The organism is Gordonia jinhuaensis (assembly GCF_014639795.1).
In the GTDB taxonomy this organism is placed as follows: domain Bacteria; phylum Actinomycetota; class Actinomycetes; order Mycobacteriales; family Mycobacteriaceae; genus Gordonia_B; species Gordonia_B jinhuaensis.
On sequence record NZ_BMGC01000003.1, the window covers coordinates 100,124 to 122,554 of the forward strand.

17 protein-coding genes, 1 tRNA gene and 1 pseudogene are annotated in these 22,431 nt (G+C 67.6%); 13 read left to right on the top strand and 6 right to left on the bottom strand.

Annotation, left to right across the window (positions count from 1 at the left end):
* Positions 1–10: 10 nt before the first annotated feature.
* Complete coding sequence (locus tag IEW22_RS03095) at positions 11–1,834, top strand: glycoside hydrolase family 15 protein (protein ID WP_188585128.1); 1,824 nt, start codon at positions 11–13, stop codon at positions 1,832–1,834.
* A 32-nt stretch (positions 1,835–1,866) separates the two neighbouring features.
* Here IEW22_RS03095 and IEW22_RS03100 read toward each other — a convergent pair whose 3' ends face one another.
* Positions 1,867–3,288, bottom strand: a complete 1,422-nt coding sequence (locus IEW22_RS03100) for a glucose-6-phosphate dehydrogenase (RefSeq protein ID WP_188585129.1) — start codon at positions 3,286–3,288, stop codon at positions 1,867–1,869.
* Positions 3,289–3,907: 619 nt separating this feature from the next.
* Positions 3,908–4,708: an SDR family NAD(P)-dependent oxidoreductase gene (locus IEW22_RS03105; protein WP_188585130.1), complete on the bottom strand. Its 801-nt coding sequence runs from the start codon at positions 4,706–4,708 to the stop codon at positions 3,908–3,910.
* 277 nt (positions 4,709–4,985) lie between these two features.
* Here IEW22_RS03105 and IEW22_RS03110 point away from each other — a divergent pair, with 277 nt between their 5' ends.
* A complete protein-coding gene (locus IEW22_RS03110) occupies positions 4,986–5,798 on the top strand; it encodes a transglutaminase-like domain-containing protein (RefSeq protein WP_188585131.1) in 813 nt (270 codons plus the stop codon).
* A 53-nt stretch (positions 5,799–5,851) separates the two neighbouring features.
* Here the strand turns inward: IEW22_RS03110 and otsB are convergent, their stop codons facing one another.
* The 4 genes and pseudogenes from otsB to IEW22_RS03130 all read right to left on the bottom strand — a co-directional run.
* Positions 5,852–6,691: a trehalose-phosphatase gene (gene otsB, locus IEW22_RS03115; protein ID WP_188585132.1), complete on the bottom strand. Its 840-nt coding sequence runs from the start codon at positions 6,689–6,691 to the stop codon at positions 5,852–5,854.
* Between the two features lie 66 nt (positions 6,692–6,757).
* Positions 6,758–8,305 carry an alpha,alpha-trehalose-phosphate synthase (UDP-forming) gene (locus tag IEW22_RS03120; RefSeq protein WP_229742146.1) on the bottom strand — a complete coding sequence of 516 codons (1,548 nt, stop codon included), beginning with the start codon at positions 8,303–8,305 and terminating at the stop codon, positions 6,758–6,760.
* A gap of 87 nt (positions 8,306–8,392) precedes the next feature.
* Positions 8,393–8,560, bottom strand: coding sequence for a hypothetical protein (locus IEW22_RS03125; protein ID WP_188585134.1), 168 nt, complete (start codon positions 8,558–8,560; stop codon positions 8,393–8,395).
* Positions 8,561–8,807: 247 nt separating this feature from the next.
* Positions 8,808–10,250, bottom strand: a pseudogene (locus IEW22_RS03130) (threonine/serine ThrE exporter family protein); the annotation flags it as partial.
* Positions 10,251–10,273: 23 nt separating this feature from the next.
* On the opposite strand from IEW22_RS03130, the gene IEW22_RS03135 reads away from it, so the two are divergent.
* The 11 genes from IEW22_RS03135 to purB all read left to right on the top strand — a co-directional run bounded on the left by IEW22_RS03135 (position 10,274) and on the right by purB (position 22,430).
* Positions 10,274–10,345, top strand: a tRNA-Thr gene (locus IEW22_RS03135).
* A 104-nt stretch (positions 10,346–10,449) separates the two neighbouring features.
* On the top strand, positions 10,450–10,866 hold the full coding sequence (locus IEW22_RS03140) for a RidA family protein (RefSeq protein ID WP_188585135.1): 417 nt from the start codon (positions 10,450–10,452) through the stop codon (positions 10,864–10,866).
* Positions 10,867–11,029: 163 nt separating this feature from the next.
* Complete coding sequence (locus IEW22_RS03145) at positions 11,030–11,728, top strand: response regulator transcription factor (protein ID WP_188585136.1); 699 nt, start codon at positions 11,030–11,032, stop codon at positions 11,726–11,728.
* A complete protein-coding gene (locus tag IEW22_RS03150; RefSeq protein ID WP_229742130.1) occupies positions 11,725–13,173 on the top strand; it encodes a sensor histidine kinase in 1,449 nt (482 codons plus the stop codon). Before IEW22_RS03145 ends, IEW22_RS03150 begins: the two co-directional genes overlap by 4 nt.
* Before the next feature lie 69 nt (positions 13,174–13,242).
* Positions 13,243–13,668 carry an HIT family protein gene (locus tag IEW22_RS03155; protein WP_188585137.1) on the top strand — a complete coding sequence of 142 codons (426 nt, stop codon included), beginning with the start codon at positions 13,243–13,245 and terminating at the stop codon, positions 13,666–13,668.
* A gap of 172 nt (positions 13,669–13,840) precedes the next feature.
* Positions 13,841–15,142: a bifunctional glycosyltransferase family 2/GtrA family protein gene (locus tag IEW22_RS03160; protein WP_188585138.1), complete on the top strand. Its 1,302-nt coding sequence runs from the start codon at positions 13,841–13,843 to the stop codon at positions 15,140–15,142.
* Positions 15,139–17,409 carry an ArnT family glycosyltransferase gene (locus tag IEW22_RS03165; protein WP_188585139.1) on the top strand — a complete coding sequence of 757 codons (2,271 nt, stop codon included), beginning with the start codon at positions 15,139–15,141 and terminating at the stop codon, positions 17,407–17,409. The genes IEW22_RS03160 and IEW22_RS03165 overlap by 4 nt, the downstream gene beginning before the upstream one ends.
* A gap of 96 nt (positions 17,410–17,505) precedes the next feature.
* Positions 17,506–18,759, top strand: coding sequence for a phosphoribosylamine--glycine ligase (gene purD, locus IEW22_RS03170; RefSeq protein ID WP_188585140.1), 1,254 nt, complete (start codon positions 17,506–17,508; stop codon positions 18,757–18,759).
* A 103-nt stretch (positions 18,760–18,862) separates the two neighbouring features.
* Positions 18,863–20,017 (top strand): aminotransferase class I/II-fold pyridoxal phosphate-dependent enzyme, encoded by a 1,155-nt coding sequence (locus tag IEW22_RS03175; RefSeq protein ID WP_188585141.1) that lies wholly within the window; start codon positions 18,863–18,865, stop codon positions 20,015–20,017.
* A gap of 173 nt (positions 20,018–20,190) precedes the next feature.
* Positions 20,191–20,940, top strand: coding sequence for a TetR/AcrR family transcriptional regulator (locus IEW22_RS03180; RefSeq protein ID WP_308421350.1), 750 nt, complete (start codon positions 20,191–20,193; stop codon positions 20,938–20,940).
* A 41-nt stretch (positions 20,941–20,981) separates the two neighbouring features.
* On the top strand, positions 20,982–22,430 hold the full coding sequence (purB, locus tag IEW22_RS03185; RefSeq protein WP_268235457.1) for an adenylosuccinate lyase: 1,449 nt from the start codon (positions 20,982–20,984) through the stop codon (positions 22,428–22,430).
* The last annotated feature ends 1 nt before the right edge of the window (position 22,431 follow it).

Sequence of the window (22,431 nt, forward strand, 5' to 3'; positions counted from 1 at the left end):
AGACGATCGAATGAGCGATGGTGTGGACTACCTGCCGATCGCCGATCACGGTGTGGTCGGTGATCTGCGTACCGCTGCGCTGGTCGGCGTGGACGGCCGGATCGACTGGTTCTGTTGTCCCCGTTTCGATTCCCCGAGTGTGTTCGGATCGTTGCTCGATGCGCAGGCCGGTGGCTGCTGGTCGCTGACCCAGCTCGACGGCGAGGTGACCCACCGGCAGTTCTACATCCCCGATTCCAACGTGCTGGTGACGCGGTATCAGAGTGAGGACGGCGTCGCCGAGGTCACCGATTTCATGCCGCTGGTGCGCAGCGCAGATCCCGATCACCGCACCCGTCTGGTGCGTCGGGTCACGTGTGTGCGCGGAAAGGTTCGTTTCCGCACCGAGATCCGGCCACGCTTCGACTACGGGCGCGGAACGCACCGACTGCGCTGGGAGTCTGACTCGGCGGCGCATTTCGTCACCGAGGACCTGTCGCTGCACCTGCGCGCGACTGTCGACCTCGTCGCCGACGGCAGCGACGTGGTCGCGGAATTCGATCTGACCGTGGGGGATTCGGCGACCTTCGTTCTCGCATCATCCGAGATCACCGAGACCCGATTCGATCACGACGCCTCCGACGAGGTGCAGAACGCGACGGTCCGGTTCTGGCAGAACTGGGTGTCGCGGAGCACCTATCACGGACGCTGGCGCGAGACCATCTACCGGTCTGCGCTGACGTTGAAACTCCTCACCCACGAACCCACCGGTGCGATCATCGCCGCGGTCACCATGGGCCTGCCCGAGGAGATCGGTGGTGAACGCAACTGGGACTACCGCTATGTGTGGATCCGCGACGCCGCGTTCTCCCTTTTCGCGCTGTTGCGCTTGGGTTTCCTCGACGAGGCAGAAGCGTTCATGGGATGGCTCACCGACCGGTTCGAGTCGACGGCCGGCTGCGACGCCGATCATCCGCCGCTGCGGCTGATGTACACGATCGACGGCGACCCGGTGCCCGCCGAGCAGCGCCTCGAACACCTCGAGGGCTACCGCCGATCGTCGCCGGTGCGGTTGGGCAATGATGCCCGCGGTCAGCTCCAGCTCGACATCTACGGCGAGCTGATCGACTCGGTGTACCTGTTCAACAAGTACGGTCCCGGTATCTCGTGGCGGTCGTGGCAGCAGCTGTGCGACGTCGCCGGATGGCTGTGCGAGAACTGGGATCGACCCGACCAGAGCATCTGGGAGCCACGCGGCGAACCGATGCACTACGTCTACTCACGACTCATGGGCTGGGTCGCGCTCGAACGGATGGGCCGCATCAGCCGTCAGCGCGGACTTCCCGGTGACACCGAGTGGTGGAAGCGCGAGCGTGATGCGATCTACCGCCAGATCATGGACCGCGGCTGGAATGACGAACTGCAGTCGTTCACCCAGACGCTCGACGGCGACCGACTCGACGCCGCTCTGCTGTTGGCTCCTATGGTGAAACTGCTCTCACCCACCGACGAGCGGTTCCTGGGGACGCTGCATGCGGTGGAGACCCACCTGGTCTCCGATTCGCTGGTGTTCCGGTACCAATCCGATGGGGACGCCGGCGACGGGCGCGACGGACTCACCGGCGCAGAGGGCACCTTCTCGCTGTGCTCCTTCTGGTACGTGGAGGCACTGACCCGCGTCGGACGCCACGCCGACGCGCGACTCGCGCTGGAGAAGATGTTCACCCACGCCAACCACCTCGGCCTCTACGCCGAGGAGGTCGGGTTGACCGGCGAACAGCTCGGCAACACCCCGCAGGCCTTCACTCATCTGGCGCTGATCGGCGCGGCGACCAACCTCGACCGCTGGATGTAGCTCGCCGGCCTTGACCCCCGGCCCGCCCTGCCTCAGTCGTGCTGCGGGGCCGGCTCGACCCATCCCGCCGGGCCGGCCAGCGTGTCGGCCTCCGACGGCCCCATCGAGCCCTGCGGATAGGGCAGCGGGGTGCCCTCGTTGTCGATGAGCGGCGTGGCCACATCCCATACGTGTTGTAGACCGTCGGGCCGGGTGAACAGCGACCGGTCACCGCGCAGCACATCCGAGAGCAATCGCGAATACGGCGACAGCCCGTCGGCGACCTCCTTGAGCGGCAGCTCCATATGCGCCGTCGACAGCGACAGCCCCGGACCGGGTTTCTTGATGGTCATCCTCAGGTCGATCGCACCCTCACCCGACAGGTCGAAGCTCAGCACGTTGCCGTCGGCGGGGATGTGGGTGATCGGACCGTCCTCGGGGTTGCGGAACACCAGGTTGACCCGTTGTGCAGACCTACCGAGACACTTTCCGGTGCGTAGCAGGAACGGCACACCATGCCAGCGGTCGGTGTCGACCCACATCCGCAATGCGATGAACGTCTCGGTGGTGGAGTCGGGGGCGACGCCGTCGACGTCGCGGTAGCCCTCGTACTGGCCGAACACGGCTTCGGATGGGTCGAGCGGACGGAAGGCGGCGATCACCGATTCGCGTGCCGTCTGCAGGTCGTCGGCACTCAGCGACAGCGGCGGTTCCATCGCCACCTCGGCCGCCACCTGGAACAGGTGGGTCACCACCATGTCGAGCACCGCTCCGGTGGAGTCGTAGAACTTGGCTCGGTCGTCGATGTTCAGCGTTTCGGGCACGTCGATCTGCACCTGTTCGACGTGCCGGTTGTTCCACACGCCGGTGAACAGTCCGTTCGCGAATCGCAGGACGTGCAGGTTCTGGGTGTTCTCCTTGCCCAGGAAGTGGTCGATGCGGAACACCTGCTTCTCGTCGAAGACGTCGTGTACCTGCTTGTCGAGCTTGTGAAAGCTGTCCCGAGAGGTGCCGAACGGCTTCTCGTAGACAACTCGTGAGCCCGCCGCGAGATCGTGGGCCCCGAATGCTTCGGTGAGCGGTCCGAACGCGGTCGGCGGTACCGCCAGGTAGTGCACGAGCTGCCAGGTGTCCTTGGGGTAGTCGCCGAGCACGTCGAGGACAGCTCCGGGATCGTCGACGGTGAAGCCGCCACCGGCGAAGCGCAGGTTGCCGGCGAATTCCTCCCAGTCGGAATCGTCGGGCGCGGAGCCGAATTCGTTGAGCGAATCGCGGACGTGCGCGCGGAACTCGTCGTCACTCCAGGACCGGCGCCCGGCACCGATCAGTGCCCAGCGGGTGGGGAGCAGTCCGTGTGTGGCCAGCTCGTAGAAGGCCGGCAGCACCATGCGCTTGGCGAGGTCGCCTGCGGCGCCGAACAAGACGAAGGCGATGGGTGATTCCGTTGACGTCTCCTGGGACGAATTCTCCGGCATACCTCAACAAGTAGTCGTCGCCCCGGTTCGCGTCCACCGGGGCTGGTCACACGGACGCGGCCGAGCCGGGTCTGTGTCGAGCGGACACGGCCGAGCCGGACGGTATCGAGCGGACACGGCCGAGCCGGACGGTATCGAGCGGACACGGCCGAGCCGGTCCGGGGCATGGGGACCGGCTCGGTCGCATCAATGGGCGGCGACGATGCCGTCCACGTATCGGGTTGGCGATCACCGGTCCGCAGTCCTGGTCGTCGAACGCCGCCGGATGTCAGACGTCGCCCGAGATTTTCGAATGCGGTCGCGATGATCGTTCACCGCCACGACAAAAGTACTCAACGATCCGCAGAATGGAAGGCCGCAAATGTCGGAATCCGTTGTGAGATGTCCACGTACAGGTGTTCAACATTCGACATAAAGCGCGACATCCTGCATATCTACGGACATATCGGTCTGCCGTACGGTTTCGAGAATTTCTCATCATTCATACGACTGAGCGACGGCAATTAGTTCGATATGTCCAGATGTAGAGCGCTTATCGGCGCCCCGGAGTGCGCGGACTTCCCCGCATCCGGCGGCTGCGATGTCGTCGTGGCGGGTGCGCCCAGCTGGGGCCGGACGGCTATCCGGTCTTGATGTTGCGTCGCGACGTCGCCTGGTCGCGCGGGCGCACCACGATCTGGTCGAGGTTCACCCGCGACGGCCGCGAGGCGACGAATCCGATGATCTCGGCGATGTCGTCGGCGATGAGCGGGGTCAGACCCTCGTAGACCGCGTCGGCGCGGGCCTGGTCGCCGCCGAAGCGCACCATCGAGAACTCGGTCTCGACCATGCCGGGGCACACCTCGGTCAGGCGCACAGGTTGGCCGAGCAGTTCCAGGCGCAGCGTGCGGTGCAGCACCGCCTCGGCGTGTTTGGCCGAGGTGTAGCCGGCGCCGTTGTCGTAGGCCTCGAGTGCGGCGGTGGAGGTGACGGTGACGATGAGTCCGTCCCCCGAGGCGATGAGGCCGGGCAGTAGCGCCTTGGTGATGCGCAGGGTGCCCAGCACGTTGGTCTCCCACATCCAGGTCCAGTCGTCGATCACCGCGTCGGCGACCGACGCCATCCCCTTGGCGCCGCCAGCATTGTTCACCAGCACGTCCACCCGTGGCAGCGCGGCGACCAGAGCATCGACCGAAGACTGGTCGGTGATGTCGAGTTCCACCGCGGTTCCGCCGATCTCGCGCGCCAGCGCCGATACCCGATCGAACCGACGTGCCCCGACCACCACGTGAAATCCTTGTGCGGCAAGCTCTTTGGCCGTTGCCTCGCCGATCCCCGAGCTGGCGCCGGTGACGACGGCCACCTTGGCGTCGCCGGGGGAGATGGTGGGATCGGAGCCTGCGGAGGTTGTGGTGGTGGGGTCGGAGGAAGCGGACGTCATGCGGTCGATGTTAATGTCAGCGCGGCCGTGTCTGAAGACTGCCCGGACACCACACGATCCATCTCACATCCGTGAACTCTCGTCACCGAGATTCTTACCGTCGAGACTCTCGCCTGTTCGTCATCTCTAGCCCCGTCTCATCTCTCGCCCCGTCTCATCTCTCGCCCCGTCTCATCTCTCGCCCCGTCTCATCTCTCGCCCCGTCTCATCTCTCGCCCCGTCTCATCCGGGCCCCGTCTGATCGCGGCCCATCCCACTCGCCATGCCAGGAGCCACGATGTCGCCGTTGTCCCGCACCATGTCCTCGATGCTCGACATCACCGTCGAGGCCCCCACCGAGTTGGAGTTCCAGATCGCGGTCGCCGACCTGCCGGGTCTGGTCAAGGATGAGGAACTGTCGGTGAGCATCGACGGTGCGCGCGCCGAGCCCGAGGAGATCCGCGGACTGGCCGGCACCCGCATCCACCGACTGGCCGTCGAGTCCGGCACTGTGATGATCTCCTACCGGGCGACGGTGTCGGAGGCGGCCGAACCTCTCACGGTCACCGACGCCGACCGGTCGCTGTACCTGCGGCCGAGCCGCTACGCGGAATCCGACAAGTTCTTCGGCTTCGCCGCCGGACAGTTTGATGTGACGGAAAAGCCCGAGACGCTGGTGAACGAGGTTGCCGCATACGTGAATTCGCGCCTGAGCTATCTGCCGGGTGCGTCGGATCCGATCGACGGGGCCACTGACACGCTGCTCGCCGGCGCCGGCGTGTGCCGCGACTACGCACACCTGACGGTCGCGCTGCTGCGTGCGCTCTACATCCCGGCGCGCCTTGTTGCCGTGTACGCCCCCGGCTGCGATCCGATGGATTTCCACGCTGTCGCCGAGGCTCTCGTGGACGGGCGTTGGCTGGTGGTCGACGGCACGAAGCTCGCGCCTCGGCAGTCGCTGGTGCGCATCGCGACCGGTCGCGATGCTGCCGACACGGCATTCCTCGACAACCACGGCGGCTCGATCACGATGAACTCCTACGGGGTGACCGCGGTGGTCGACGGTGACCTACCCACCGACGACTACACCTCGCCGGTGTCGATCGGCTGAGTCGCCGATCTCGGCGCTGGTCCCGGTGTACAGGGCGACTCGGCTGGTTGCGGCTAGAGGGTCGGCCACGACGCGATCGCATCGCCGCGCAGTGCGGCGATGGTGGTGAGCGTGGTCGCCACGTCGTCGGGGTCGCCGATCCGGTAGCCTGCGTCGGTCTCACCGTCGCCGACCTTGATCCCGACGTCGTTACCGGTCAGCACGCGAAATGCCTTCTCGTCGGTGACGTCGTCGCCGAGGTAGACCACCGCGTCGGCGCCGGATTGTTCGCGCAAGGTGTGAATCGCCACGCCCTTGTCGGTGTCGATCACCGCGAGTTCGATCACCGCCTTGCCCTCGGTGGACTGCACACCGTCCCAGGTGGCCGCCCCCGTCCGCACACGTTCGAGGGCGGCCTGACCGTCGGCCGGCGACGCGTTGCGCACATGCAGGGCGGCGCTGACCGGTTTGGACTCGACCGTCACGCCCTCGTAATCGGCTGCGATGGTGTTCAGTTCGTCGACGATGCGCGACAGCAGTGCGGTGTCGTCGTCGGTGATCGCCAGCGCGAATCCGGTGTCGAACTCGCTGCCGTGGCTGCCCACCAGATGCACACCCGTCGGAGACCCTGACAATTCGCGCAGGTCGGCCAGCGCGCGACCGGAGATGATCGCTGCCGTGGTCGAGGTCATCGCCGCGAGCGACTCGAGCGCGTCGATCGACGCCGGGATCGGTCGCGCATCAGCCGGGTGGGCCACGATCGGCGAGATGCAGCCGTCGAAGTCGCTGGCCACCAGCAGTCGGGGCAGCGATGCGGCGGTACGCAGCGCCGCGACCAGATCGCCGGGCAGCTCCCGCGCCACAGCGGCATCGCCGGTGTGCGTGGCCGAACCGTGAGTCTCGTTGTCCGCCATACGATCAGACCACCAATCGGTCAGGCCGCTCCCGCAGTCGACTCGAGGTCACCGGGAGCGGACGTGTCATCGGGCAGGGGTGTTGTCGGTCGCCGGGGTGTCACCGTGCGTAGGGGCACCCTCGTGCGCATCCCCGCCGGTCGGATTGTCATCGGGGCCGGCGTTCACCGGCTCCCCCGATTCCACGATGTCGATGCCGCGATCGCCGGAATGGGTGACGTCGGTGGTCGCCTGCAGTGCGCCGAGGAAGCTCGCCGCCCACCGCGACACGGTGTGGGTCATCACCTGGCGGCGCATCGCGCGCATACGGCGCCGGCCGTCGTCGACGTCGTGGTGCACCGCCGCATCGATGGCATCTTTGACGCCCTCGATGTCATAGGGGTTGGCGATGTAGGCGCTGCGCAATTCGGCTGCCGCACCGGTGAATTCGCTCAGCACCAGGGCGCCGCGCAGATCGCTGTGGCAGGCCACGTACTCCTTGGCCACGAGGTTCATCCCGTCGCGAAGCGGGGTCACCAGCATCACGTCGGCGGCGTAATAGTAGGAGATCAGCTCGTCACGCGGCACCGGGCGGTGTAGGTACTGCACGATGGGATGTCCGACGGTGCCGTACATGCCGTTGATGTTGCCCACCAGCTGCTCGATGCCCGCACGCATCCGCTTGTAGGAATCGACCCGCTCGCGGCTGGGTGTGGCCAGCTGGATCATCGCGATCTCGTCGGGATCCAGTCGCTTCTCGGCCAGTAGCTCGCTCAGCGCCCGCAGTCGCACATCGATGCCCTTGGTGTAGTCGAGGCGGTCGACTCCGAGCAGGATGGTCTTGGGGTTGCCCAGCTCCTTGCGGATGTCGCCGGCGCGTTTGCGGGTGGTGCGCGATTTGGCCTTCGCATCCAGATCGGCGGAGTCGATGGAGATCGGGAAGGCGCCCACCCGCACGGTGCGGAAACCGACCTGCACCACACCGAATTTGCCGCGGACGCCCACGGTGCCCTTGCTGGAGCTGTAGCCGGCCAGCCGGCGAGCCAGGTACAGGAAGTTCTGTGCACCGCCGGGCAGATGGAATCCGATGAGGTCGGCGCCGAGGAGTCCCTCGACGATCTCACGCCGCCACGGCAACTGCATGAACAGCTCGACCGGGGGGAACGGAATGTGCAGGAAGAAGCCGATGCGCAGGTCGGGCCGTAGCATGCGCAGCATCTTCGGCACCAACTGCAGCTGATAGTCCTGCACCCACACGATCGCGCCCTCCGACGCCGCCTCGGAGGCGGCCTCGGCGAAACGACGGTTCACCTCGACGTAGGAGTCCCACCACTCGCGGTGGTACTCCGGCTTGACGATCACATCGTGGTAGAGCGGCCACAGTGTGGCGTTGGAGAAGCCCTCGTAGTACTCGGCGATCTCCTGACTCGACAGCGGAACGGCGCGGATGATTACGCCGTCGATCTCGGGGTTCTCGGCGGAGTCGGCGGTACCCGACCAGCCCACCCACGCACCGGTGTTCTCACGCAGGATCGGCTCGAGTGCGGTCACCAGGCCGCCGGGGCTCTGCTTCCAGCGAACCGTGCCGTCGTCGAGCACCTCTTTGTCCACCGGGAGGCGATTGGCGACCACCACGAAGTCGGCGCGCGCGTGTTCGTCGGTGGATGCCGGGCTCTGCGTCCCGGACCGGTCTGGGGTGGAACTCTCGCCGGAGACCACGGATCAGGCGTCGCCGGGGGCGATACCCAGCATCGACAGCAGCACCCGGCACTCGTCGGCGTCGGTTGCATATGCTGCGACGACGCGTCGGGCGGAGTTGGCGGTCTCGTCTGCGACAGGGCCCAGATCCTCGTCAGGGATTTCGGTCTTGTCGCTCGTCTTCGCTGGCATGTGTCCTCACGTGGCTCGTGGTCCGTCGGGGTGGCGGACTCGGATCCGGCGAATCCGGTTCCGCAGGTGGGTGCCCCGAATTCGTCGTGTCTTGTCGTCCCGAGTCTACCCGTCGCGGGGGCTGGTTCCGGCGTGGTGTCGCAGGTCGGGTCGGCGATGTGGGACGCATGGCCATCGGCACCGTCGGCGCGGTGGGGTCGACGGTGGTGCGTCGTGGACGTGACGGCACGACCTTGGCGGCCACGCGATGGCCGGCCACCTTGCGCAGCTCGCGCAACGAGCGCGCGGTGAAGATCACCGGCGGGCGGCCGGTGGCCAGCTTCGGTCGGCGCAGGGTGCGGGCGATGAGCTCGCCGAGGGTCACTCCGGCGGCCAGCGCGCCGGCGATCGCGATCGCCGATGCGATCTGGGTGAAACCCTCCAGCGTCTGGTCGTTGAGCAGGCCGTAGAGGCCGCGGTAGATCGCGAGACCGGGGAGCAGCGGTGTGATGCCGGCAGCCGCGACCACCAGCGGTGGTGTGAGCGCCTGGCGCGCCAGCAGACCACCGACGAGGCCGACGATGCTCGCCGCGACACCGGCGGCGATGACCGCGCCGACCGACAGGTAATCCTGCAGCACGACGATGATCGCCACGCCGATCGCACCGGCGAGGAAGGCGACCGGCAGCGCCCGGACCTCCGAATAGCAGGCGACCGCGAACGCGAGCGCCGCCACACCGCCGGCCGCCACGCGTGCGGTGGAGTCGGCGGGTGCGAACGAGGTCGCCGAGGTGATGGCGGGCAGATGGATCCCCGCCGAACTGCACACCCGCAGGGCGATGCCGACACCGGCGATGATGCCGCTGGTCATCAGCAACAGCTCGAAGAAGCGGGCCACACCGGTCACGGGTGCGCCGGTGATCGCATCCTGCACCGAACCGACCAGCGACTGGCCCGAGAGCAGCACCACCACGCCCGAGGCGATGACCAGCGACGGCGCGATGGACAGATGCAGATCCCGGGCCACGTTGTAGAGCAGTGCGGCCGGGATGACCGCGATCGCGCCGCCGACCACCTGTTGGTAGAACAGCGGCACGCCGCGCTTGTTCAGTCCGCGGTTCACCCGGTCGGTGACCACCGTGGAGACGAAGGCGGTGATCGCGACCAGCCAGCTACCGCCGATCGAGATGCCGATCGCCGCGGCCATCACACCCCAGGCGATCGTCGCCAGCCAGCGCGGGTAGGGGTGCGGCGCCGCGACGATGAGGTCGACCACCGCGTGGGCCTCCGACGGGTCGATCGCGCGGTTGCGGATACGACGGATCAGCCGGTCGATCTGGGCGAGCCGGGTGAAATCCAGCGACCGGTAGGCGACGGTGCGCATGGTGGTGATCGGGGGTCGCGTCCCCCGGCGGGCCGACGCCGAGATCGTGCTGAAGGTGACGTCGACGTCGACGTCGGTGATGCCGTACATCGCGGCGACGAAGCGCACCTGTGTGGAGGTGTCGACCGCGCCGGTGCCCGAGTCCAGCTCGACCGAACCGACCTTGGTGGCCAGGTCGAGGACCTCGGTGACGGCCTGCTCGTCGGTGAGATCGATCGGTTTGCGCGGCGACAGCGCGGAGGCGTCGAACGTGATCGTGTCGATCGTCGACTCACGACGGGTGGCGCGTTGCAACGGCGACAGCATGCGCCCGATATACTCACGCACGCCGATCCGATCGGACAACACCTGCCTCCTTAGCTCAGTGGTAGAGCACTCGCCTTGTAAGCGAGCGGTCGTCAGTTCAATCCTGACAGGGGGCTCTGAAAACGACGAACCCGCTGCACTCGGCGTCGTGACGCCGGATGTGTTCGGCGGGTGTCGGCACCGTCTCAGGTCGCCGCAGGCAGCGCATACGATGACAGCCATGTCTTCCATCGAGCTGCTCGGGCTGGAAACCACCGACGACCCCAACGGTATGCCGCGGTTCTCCGCGGCCGCAGTCGCGGCACCGGGTGCCCGGCTTTTCACCGCGACCCTGCTGCCGCAGGACTCCGACGGGGCGACCGTCGACCCCGGCGACGTGCAGGGGCAGACGCAGTTCTGTATCCGCGTGCTCGGTGCGTTGCTCGACTCCGAAGGCGGCTCGCTGGCCGATGTCCTGTCGGTGACGGTCTATGTCGCCGAGTCGATGCAGGTCGACCTCGGTGTCGCACTGTCGGCGCTCGCCGGCGAGTTCGGCGAACACCGTCCGGCGGTCACCGGTGTCGGAGTGCAGGTGCTCCGCGGTGACGAGCAGGTGGTCGAGCTCTCGGTGATCGCGGCACTGACGCCGCAGGGGTGAGCTGACCGCACCGGCAGCGGTGAGGTCGAACAACTCGGCGATGCGGACCCTTTCCGATACGGGCCGGGGTCAGGGGCGATGTCAGCCGAGGCTCCTATGACTCCCAGCCGACTCACAGCGTTCATGCAGAATTGCATCAGTCGGCGGTGGGAGTGTGGCGATCATGAGTGACATAGGTCCGCGGGTTCTGGTCGTCGACGACGAGCCCAGCATTCTCGAGTTGTTGTCGGTGTCGTTGCGCTTCCAGGGGTTCGTGGTCGAGACGGCCGAAAACGGCCCGGGCGCGCTCGACCGGGCGCGGACGTTCAAACCCGATGCGCTGATCCTCGACGTGATGATGCCCGGCATGGACGGTTTCGGGCTGTTGCGCCGGCTGCGCGCCGACGGCATCACCGCCCCGGCGTTGTTCCTCACCGCCCGGGATGCGGTGGAGGACAAGGTCAACGGGCTGACCATCGGCGGCGATGACTACGTGACCAAACCGTTCAGCCTCGAAGAGGTGGTCGCGCGTCTGCGGGTCATCCTGCGGCGCAGCGGATATCTGGAGGGTGAACCGGCCAGTTCCCGAATCACGTTCTCCGACATCGAACTCGACGACGACACCCATGAGGTGTGGAAGGACGGCAAGCCGGTGTCGCTGTCGCCGACCGAGTTCACGCTGCTGCGCTACTTCATGATCAATGCGGGCACGGTGCTGTCGAAACCCAAGATCCTCGACCACGTCTGGAATTACGACTTCGGCGGTGAGGTCAACGTGGTCGAATCGTATGTGTCCTATCTGCGTCGCAAGGTCGACACCGGCGACAAGCGGCTGATCCACACCCTGCGCGGTGTGGGGTATGTGATGCGCGAACCCCGGTGACATCGCACTCCGAACGCCCCCCGCGTCGCGGGATACCGCTGCGTGTGTCGCTGGTCGGGCTGGTGCTGGTCCTGGTGGCGCTGGGATTGGCGGCGTCGGGCTTCGCGGTGACCACCGCGATGCGCAACCAGCTGATCGAACGCACCGACAACTCACTGCGTGAAGCCGCCGGCAGCTGGGCGCGGCCACGCAGCCAGCCGCCGCCGATGGAAACCCAGAACCCCTCGGGTGATCTCGGCCGGCGCCCGCCCTCGCCGTATTACGTGGAACAGATCCGCGCCAACGACGTCGTGGTGCTGGTCAACGTGCCACCCGAGGGCGCCCCCGACGTCTCCGACCCCTCGCAGTTCTCCTCCGAACCGGTGACCGTGGGTTCCGGCGACGGGTCGAGCACCCGCTGGCGGGTGATCAAGTCGTCCTCGGAGGTGGGTGATGCCATCGTCGGCATACCGCTGACCGACGTCGACGACACCGTGACCCGCCTGGTGTGGCTGCAGCTGGGCATCGGGGTGGCCGTACTGCTGGCGACCGGAGCGCTGGGATATGCGTTGGTACGCACCAGTCTTCGGCCGTTGCGACGCGTCGAGGCCACCGCGCAGGCGATCGCCGAGGGTGATCTCAACCAGCGTGTCCCGCAGATGCCCGCCAACACCGAGGTGGGCCGGGTCGCCGACTCGATGAACACGATGCTGCACCAGATCGAGGGTGCCTTTGCCGCGACCGCCGCCTCGGAGAATCAGGCCCGCGCCTCCGAGGAGAACATGCGCCGGTTCATCGCCGACGCCAGTCACGAACTCCGGACGCCGCTCACCTCGATCAAGGGATTCTCCGAGCTCTACCGGCAGGGTGCGCTGCCCGACGCGACCGAGGCGATGGCGCGTATCGAGAAGGAGGCCGGCCGGATGGGGCTGCTGGTGGAGGACCTGCTGGTGCTCGCGCGGCTCGACGCACGCCGCCCGCTCGAGCACGAGTACGTGGACCTGCTCATGGTGGCCTCCGACGCCGTGCATTCGGCACGGGCCATCGCGCCCGAGCGCGAAATCACGATGACGATGATCGACGGCCCCGGCATCCCCGCGGTGATCGGCGACGCGAGCCGGCTCGCACAGGTCATGACCAATCTGGTGACCAACGCGCTGCGGCACACCCCGCCGGAGGCCTCGGTGACCGTGAGCGTGGGCACCGAGGGGGATGACGCGCTGTTCGTGGTCGCCGACACCGGCCCGGGGATCGCGCCGGAGGACAAGGTCCGGCTCTTCGAGCGCTTCTACCGCGCCGACACCTCCCGCTATCGCGACTCGTCGACCGGCTCCGAGGGCGGCAGCGGACTGGGTCTGTCGATCGTCGCGGCGCTGGTGGCCGCGCACGGCGGCCGGGTGGGTGTGGAGAGCGAACTCGGGCACGGTGCGCGATTCTGGGTGCGGATACCTCGGGTGCGCGACTGATCCGCCCCCACTCGCGGTCGGCGCGAACCGTCGCGGCCGCGGTCCGGCCCGGGGGATAGCATCGGCCCCATGGCATCGGTGTTCAGCATGATCATCAACGGCGACCTCCCCGGACGCTTCGTCTGGCGTGACGACGAGGTGGTCGCATTCCTCACCATCAATCCGGTGACCCCCGGGCATGTGTTGGTGGTGCCACGTGCGGAGGTCGATCACTGGGAACAGCTCGATCCCGACCTGTTCGCCCATCTGAGCCGGGTGGCCCAGATCGTCGGGCAGGCCTCGGCGACGGCGTTCGACGCACCGCGGATGGGTTTGCTCATCGCCGGCCTCGAGGTACCCCACGTGCACCTGCACGTGTTCCCGGCGCACACGCTGGAATCCTTCGACCTCACCAAGGCCGAGCAGAACCCGGATCCGGCCGCCCTCGACGATGCCGCCGAACGCATCCGCGCGGCGCTGGCCGACCTCGGATATGCCGACAGGGCCACTGCCTGACTGGGGCGCTGCCTGACAGGCCGCGCCTGAGGGCGTTTTCGCACCTGCTGTCGAACCGATCAGGCGACTCGGTTACATCGGCGTAACCCGAGGTCAGCGGTAAGAAAGTCTCACAGCAATCTGACAGTTCGAGCGCAGAGCGCAGACAGCTGGGCAACCGAACATCGGTGCCATGACAGCTGAGACCATCAACCGCTGGGCCGCGACGGGTGAGCCTGATCCAGTGGATCAGATGACAGTGGTGGCCGACCGCACTCCCGCCCACCCGCAGATCGACGTCATCGTGCCGGTCTACAACGAGGAGAAGGATCTGCGCAGCTGTGTGATGCGCCTGGCCGCCCACCTGCGCGACCAGACGCCCTACAGCGCACGGATCACCGTCGCCGACAACGCGTCGGCCGATCACACCCTCGCCGAGGCCGTGCAGCTGGCCGAGGAGATGCCCGAGATGGTCCGGGTGGTCCACCTCGACGCGAAAGGCCGCGGACGTGCACTCAATGCCACCTGGCGATCCAGTGACGCCGACGTGGTCGCCTATGTCGACGTGGATCTGTCGACCGACCTGAACGCGTTGATGCCGCTGGTCGCGCCGCTGCTGTCGGGACACTCCGACGTGGCGATCGGCTCGCGGCTGGCCCGCTCGTCGCGGGTGGTGCGAGGAGCAAAGCGGGAGTTCATCTCTCGCAGCTACAACCTTATCCTGCGCACCGCGATGGGAGCCAGGTTCTCCGATGCCCAGTGCGGGTTCAAGGCCATGCGCACCGACGTCGCACGGCAGGTGCTGCCACTGGTCCGCGACACCGGCTGGTTCTTCGACACCGAGATGCTGGTGCTCGCCGAGCGCATCGGCCTGCGGATCGCCGAGGTACCCGTCGACTGGATCGACGACCCGAATTCGAAGGTCGACATCGTCTCCACGGCCACCGAGGACCTCAAGGGTTGCTGGCGCGTGGCGCGCGCGCTGGCCAACGGGGATCTGCCGGTCGCTCAGTTGCGCGACTCGATCGGCCGACCCGAGCTGACCGACCCGCAGGTCAAAGGCGTGCCGAGGGGTATGGTCGGTCAGCTCGCCCGGTTCTGCGTGATCGGCGTGATCTCGACCATCGCCTATGCGGTGCTCTACCTGCTGCTGCATCCGTCGATGGGGTCGCAGGCGGCCAACTTCACCGCACTGCTCATCACCGCGGTCTTCAACACCGCGGCCAACCGCAGCTTCACCTTCCGGGTGCACGGCCGCAAGGGCGCGATGAGTCATCATCTGCAGGGCATCGGGGTGTTCCTGTTCGGATGGGCGCTGACCGCGGGTTCGCTTGCGGCACTGCACGCTTGGTTCCCCGAGGCCGGGAAGCATGTGGAGCTGGCGGTGCTCATCATCGCGAACCTGGTGGCCACGTTGACGCGGTTCGTCGCGCTGCGCTGGGTGTTCCGTACACATCTGGGATCCGACGATCCCACGAACGGGGTGACGGTATGACGGTGTCCGTGGGCGACGGCACTGCCCGTGGCGATGCGCTCTCGCGCGAAGACCAGAGCACCGGCACCCCGAGGCGGCGGACCGATCGGTCCGCCGTCTCGGCGCGTCGGTTCGCCGAGCCCGTGGGTGTCGCGGTCCTGTTGATCGCGACACTGGTCGCCTATCTGTGCAACCTCTCGGCCAACGGCTGGGCCAATTCGTTCTACTCCGCGGCGATCCAGGCCGGGTCGCAGTCGTGGAAGGCGTGGTTCTTCGGCTCCTCGGATGCGGCGAATTCGATCACCGTCGACAAACCGCCGATGTCGCTCTGGATCCCGGGTATCGCCGTGCGGATCTTCGGCCTCAATTCCTGGTCGATCCTGGTGCCGCAGGTGCTGATGGCCGTTGCGTCGGTGGGGTTGCTCTACTGGATGGGCCGCAAGTACTTCGGCCCGGCGGCAGGTTTTCTCGCCGGCATCACGCTGGCGCTGACGCCGGTGGCGGCGTTGATGTTCCGCTTCAACAACCCCGACGCGCTGCTGGTGCTGCTGATGATCGGCGCGGTGGCCGCAACACTCAAGGGCATCGAGGACGGGCGCGTGCGGTGGATGGTGCTCACCGGCGTCCTCGTCGGATTCGGCTTCCTCACCAAACAGCTGCAAGTGTTCCTGGTGATCCCGCCGTTGGCGATCACCTATCTGGCCTTCGGTCGCAAGACGTGGCTCATCCGGCTGGGACATCTGGTCGCCGCACTGGCCGCGATGGTCGTCAGCGCCGGCTGGTGGATTCTCACCGTGGAACTGTGGCCGAAGGACTCCCGCCCCTACATCGGTGGCTCGCAGCACAATTCGATTCTCGAGCTCACGTTCGGTTACAACGGCTTCGGTCGGCTCTCCGGCGACGAGACCGGCAGTGTGGTCCCCGGGCGCGGGACGGGCGACGCCGCTGCGACCGGCGGTGGCTATGCGACCGGCTTCGCAGGTGCCCCGGGCGGTATGGGCGGCCCCGGCGGCGCGGGCCGGCGCGGCGGTGGCATGTGGGGGCAGACCGGCTTCTTCCGGATGTTCCAGCCCGAGCAGGGCGGCCAGATCTCCTGGCTGATCCCCGCTGCACTGATCCTCGGCGTACTCGGGATCGTGCTGTGCGGCAAGGCCGCCCGCACCGACCTGCGTCGCGCCTACTTCGCGGTGTGGGGATTGTGGCTGCTGGTCACGATGGCCGTGTTCAGCTACATGGCCGGCATCTTCCACCCGTACTACACGGTGGCGCTGGCCCCGGCGATCGCCGCACTGATCGGCGGCGGTGCATGGATGGCGTGGCGTGCGCGCGAGCGCTGGTGGGTGCGTGTGGTGGTCGCCGCGACGGTGCTGATCACCGGCATCTGGTCGTTCGTGCTGCTGGGCCGGGCCAGTGATTTCGTGCCGTGGCTGCGGTATCTCATCCTGCTGGCCGCGACTCTGGGCGCACTCATCGTGATGATCCCCGGCATCCGGTCGGTCGCGATGATCGGTGCTGCACTCGCACTGTTCGTGGGGCTGGCCGGCCCGACCGCCTACACCGTCGACACCCTGGCCACCGCACATGAGGGATCCATCCCGTCGGCGGGTCCGCGCACGATGGGCGGATTCGGTCCCGGCGGCCACTGGCGCGGCGGTCGCGTCGGGCCGACCATGTTCGGGGGCACCGGAAACGGTATGGGTCCAGCGAACGGTACGGGTGCGGGTGGCACTCAGGGTGGCGGTCCTCAGGGTGGCGGTCCTCAGGGTGGCGGTGTGCCGGGTGGTCCCGGCGGCGGCAACGCGCAGGGCGGTATGAACGGCATGCCCGCTCCCGGTGGCTCGACCCAGGGCGGCTCGACCCAGGGTGGATTTGCCGGCGGTATGACCGGCAGCGAGGGATTCGGCGGCATGGGCGGACCCGGCGGCGGTCTTCTCGATGGCTCACGTCCGTCGGCGGAGATGACGTCGTTGCTCGAGGCGGTGCCGTCGAGCTACACCTGGGTCGCCGCTGCCACCGGCAGCAACACGGCTTCGGGCTACCAGTTGGCGGTCGAACGGTCGGTGATGCCGATCGGTGGCTTCAACGGCACCGACCCGTCGCCGACGCTCGCGCAGTTCCAGCGCTACGTCGCCGAACACCGCATCTACTACTACATCGCCGGTGGCGGCTTCGGCGGGTCGAGCGGTTCGGGTACCTCCGCGCAGATCCGGGACTGGGTGGAGTCGACCTTCACCGCCAGGACCGTCGGCACCGTCACGGTGTACGACCTCACCCAGCCCAAGGGTTGAGGCCCCAGGGCTGAGGGACCCAGGGGTGAGGAGAGGCCCCGGCCTGGACCACGTGGGGGTTCGGGCCGGGGCCGATCACCGGTAAAGTGCGCACACGTGCGAGTACTCGTCATCGGTTCGGGAGGCCGGGAGCACGCGCTGCTCCTGTCGCTGTCCCGCGACCCGTCGGTCACCGACCTGCATGCGGCCCCCGGTAACACCGGCACGGCGGCCGTTGCCACCAACCATGCCGTCGACCCCACCTCGTCGGAGGCGGTGGTCGGGTTGGCTCGGGAGATCGGTGCCGACCTGGTGGTGATCGGCCCGGAGGTACCGCTGGTCCTCGGCGTCGCCGACGCCCTGCGTGAGGCCGGTGTCGCCACCTTCGGTCCGTCGGCGCAGGCGGCGCGCATCGAGGGATCGAAAGCCTTCGCCAAGGATGTGATGGCCGCCGCCGGGGTGCGTACCGCGCGCGCCGAGGTGGTCGACTCGCCTGCCGAACTCGACGGCGCGCTCGACCGTTTCGGCCCCACCTGGGTGGTCAAGGACGATGGGCTGGCCGCCGGCAAGGGAGTGGTGGTCACCACCGATCGCGCCAAGGCCCGCTCCCACGCCGCCGACGTGCTCGAGTCCGGTCATCCGGTGCTGCTCGAATCCTTCCTCGACGGACCCGAGGTCTCGCTGTTCTGTCTCGTCGACGACACCACCGTGGTCCCACTGCTGCCCGCGCAGGACCACAAGCGGGTCGGCAACGGCGACCGCGGCCCCAACACCGGCGGCATGGGCGCCTACACCCCGCTGCCGTGGCTCCCGCAGGAGATGGTCGATCGCATCGTCTCCGAGGTGGTCGAGCCGGTCGCCGCCGAGATGTCGAGTCGGGGGGTGCCGTTCAGCGGACTGCTCTATGCCGGGCTGGCCATCGGGGCCGACGGACCGGCGGTGGTCGAGTTCAACTGCCGCTTCGGCGATCCCGAGACCCAGGCCGTGCTGGCAATGCTCGAATCCCCGCTCGGTGCGGCGCTCAACGCCGTCGCCACCGGCACGCTCGCCGAACTGCCGGAGCTGCAGTGGAAATCGGGGTCGGGGGTGGTGGTGGTTCTCGCCGCCGAGAACTATCCCGGCACACCGCGGCTGGGTGATGTGATCTCCGGCGCCGACACCGACGGCGTGCTGCATGCCGGTACCGCACTGGCCGACGACGGACGCGTGGTGTCGGCGGGTGGACGCGTGCTGAGCGTCGTCGGCACCGGTCCCGACCTCGCCGCCGCCCGCGCCCAGGCCTATGAGCGGCTCGCCCAGATCAAGCTCCTGGGTTCGCATTTCCGCTCCGACATCGGCCTGGCCGCCGAAGAGGGTCGCATCTCCTTCTGAACGGTGTGCATATCAGTCACCTGAGAGCGTCGTTGGCGATATATGTCGCCAACGACGCTCTCACGTGACCGTTTCGCCGATCGGCGACGCCTAGGCTCGACTCGTGCGCAACGAATCCACCCGATCCTCCGTCGAGATGTTCCATGTGATGGATGTGCTCGCCGCGTCCGCGCAGCGCGTCGCCGAAGGTCGCGACGTGTTGTCGCTGGCAGCCGGACAACCCTCCACCCCCGCACCGGCCGCGGTGCGAGCGGCCGCACATGCCGCACTCGACACCGAGATCCTCGGGTACACCGAGTCGGTGGGGCTTGCCTCGCTGCGGGCCACGATCGCCGCGGATTACGCACGGCGCTATGGCATCTCGGTCGACGTCGACGACGTGGTGATCACCACCGGATCCTCGGGTGCCTTCACCCTGCTGTTCCTGGCCGCCTTCGACGCCGGTGACACCGTGGTGATGGCACGCCCGGGATACCCGGCATACCGGAACACACTCTCGGCGTTGGGGGTTCGGGTGGTCGAACTGGACTGCGGGCCGCAGGTCGGCTACCGCCTGACCGCGGCGATGCTCGACGAACTGACCGAGCCACCGGCGGGGGTGATCGTCGCGAGCCCGGCCAACCCGACCGGCACGATCCTGCACCCCGAGGAGATCGCGGAGCTGGCCCGCTGGTGCGACGATCACGACACCCTGCTGATCTCCGACGAGATCTACCACGGCATCAGCTACGGTCGCGCGACCAGTTGTGCCTGGGAGACCAGCCGGCAAGCCGCGGTGGTCGGCTCGGTGTCGAAGTACCACTCGATGACCGGATGGCGGTTGGGCTGGATGCTGGTACCCGCGCACCTGCGGCGACCGGTCGAGCGGCTCACCGCCAACATGACCATCTGCGCCCCGGTGATCTCCCAGTACGCGGCGCTGGCCGCATTCGGCGACGAGGCCAGGACAGAACTCGACGCCCACGTGGCTCGCTACGCCACCAACCGCGCCGTCCTGCTCGAGGGACTCGCCGACTGTTGGCTGACCGAGATCGCCCCACCCGACGGCGCCTTCTACATCTATGCCGACATCTCCCATCTCACCGACGATTCGCTGTCGTGGTGTGAGTCGGTACTGGCCGAGACCGGGGTGGCGATCGCACCCGGTGTCGACTTCGACACCGTGACCGGCCATCAGACGATCCGGATGTCGTTCGCGGGGTCCACCGAAACAGTCCGCGCAGCACTGGCGCGTCTCGAACCCGTTCTCACCAGGTGAATCGGACCCCGCAGCGGCTCTCGGTCGGGGGAACGCGGCACCGCTTCAATTCGATCACCACAATCTCCGGCAATTGCACAACTGTCCGAAAGAATGGGTTCCGTCCGCCATGAATTCACCAATATCGCGAATTCAGGCTGTTGTCGGTTCGAGATTTGGCAGCATGACGCTTTGTGACCTCGGCCGCTACTCCCAAAGGCATGCGGCGTCGTGCGCGGCTCATCGCGGCGGCCGGCGAACTGCTCTGTGAAGGTGGGAGCGACGCGATCCGTCATCGCGCCGTGGCCACCCGCGCGGATCTGCCGCTGGCGTCGACCACGTACTACTTCGAGTCGATCGACGACCTCGTGGTGGAGGCGGTCGCGCACACCTGTCGCGCCGATCTGGCCGCGATCTCGGCGCGTGCGGACTCACTCACCACCGCACGGCGCGGACGCGACGCCACCGCGAGCATCCTCGCGCAGGTGATGATCGGACCCGATCCCGATCTCCAGGCGCTCACCGCGCGGGTCGAGGCGATGGTGCTCGCCTCGCGATCGCCGCGGCTGGCGCCGACCCTGATCGCCCATCAGCGACTGCTCTACGACATCCATCACGACGTGCTCGCACGCTGCGGACGCGACAGCGACGTCGATCGAGTGGCCACCCTGGTCGCCATCGAACACGGCAGTGTGGCCGTGGCACTGAGTGAACACGACCGTGACATCGTCACCGCGATGCGGCTGGCGCTCTGCGACGTGATCGACGATCTCGCGCCGGCGTCGGTCGAACCGTCGCCGGCAGCGGATGCGTCTGCCGACCGACCCGACCCAGACACCACCGGCCAGCCCCACCCCGACCAGCCCGACACCGACAGGGCCGACACCGACAGGGCCGAGCACGCCGAGGCGGGTTCGGGAGGGGATCTGCCCGTCGGCTGGTGACCCCGCGGTCCCGGTCAGGCGTGCACCGTCATAATGGGCACGTGGCCGACAGTGTGTCCGGTGAGGTCAAGCCCACCATCTCCAACGTCCTTTCCGCTCGCTACACCTCTCCGGAGATGTCGCGGTTGTGGTCGCCCGAGTACAAGATCGCCCTCGAGCGCCGCCTGTGGATCGCGGTGCTGTCCGCGCAGCGCGACCTGGGCATCGACGTCCCCGACGGTGTCATCGCCGACTACGAGCGGGTGGTCGACCAGATCGACCTCGCCTCGATCGCCGACCGTGAACGGGTCACCCGCCACGACGTGAAGGCGCGGATCGAGGAGTTCAACGCACTGGCCGGTCATGAACAGATCCACAAGGGCATGACCAGCCGGGACCTGACCGAGAACGTCGAGCAACTGCAGATCAAGCAGTCGTTGGAGTACATCTACTCGCACGGGATAACCGTGGCGGCGCGGCTGGCCGATCGTGCCGCGCAGTATTCCGAGCTGGTGATGGCCGGCCGCAGTCACAATGTCGCCGCACAGGCCACCACGCTGGGCAAGCGCTTCGCCTCGGCGACCGACGAGGTGCTGCAGGCGCTGAGCCGCCTCCGTGAGCTGATCGACCGTTACCCGCTGCGCGGCATCAAGGGGCCGATGGGCACCGCGCAGGACATGCTCGACCTGCTCGACGGCGATGCCGACAAGCTCGCCGCCCTCGAACGCGGTATCGCCGACCATCTGGGCTTCGCGCACGTGTTCACCTCGGTGGGGCAGGTGTACCCGCGTTCGCTCGACCACGACGTGGTCTCCGCGCTCGTCCAGCTCGGCGCCGGACCGTCGTCCTTTGCCCAGACCATCCGTCTGATGGCCGGTCAGGAGCTGGTCACCGAGGGCTTCGCGCCCGGTCAGGTGGGGTCCTCGGCGATGCCGCACAAGATGAACACCCGCAGTTGTGAACGCGTCAACGGCCTGCAGGTGGTGCTGCGCGGCTACGCCTCGATGGTCGCCGAGCTCGCCGGAGCGCAGTGGAACGAGGGCGACGTGTTCTGTTCGGTGGTGCGCCGGGTCGCACTGCCCGACGCCTTCTTCGCCATCGACGGCATGCTCGAGACCTTCCTGACGGTGCTTGCCGAATTCGGCGCCTATCCGGCGGTGATCGCCAACGAACTCGACCGCTATCTGCCGTTCTTGGCCACCACCAAGGTGCTGATGGCCTCGGTGCGTGCGGGTGTCGGGCGCGAGACCGCACACGAGGCGATCAAGGAGAACGCGGTCGCCGTGGCGCTCGCGATGCGCGAGGAGGGTCGCGAACCCGACCTGCTCGACCGTCTCGCCGCCGACGAGCGCATTCCGCTCGACCGCGCCGACCTCGACGCCCTGCTCGATGACAAGGCGGCCTTCATCGGCGCCGCGCAGGCCCAGACCGCCGACGTGATCGCCGCCGTCGAGGCGCTGGTGGAGGCCAACCCCGACGCGGCGAAGTACACCCCGGCACCGATTCTGTAGC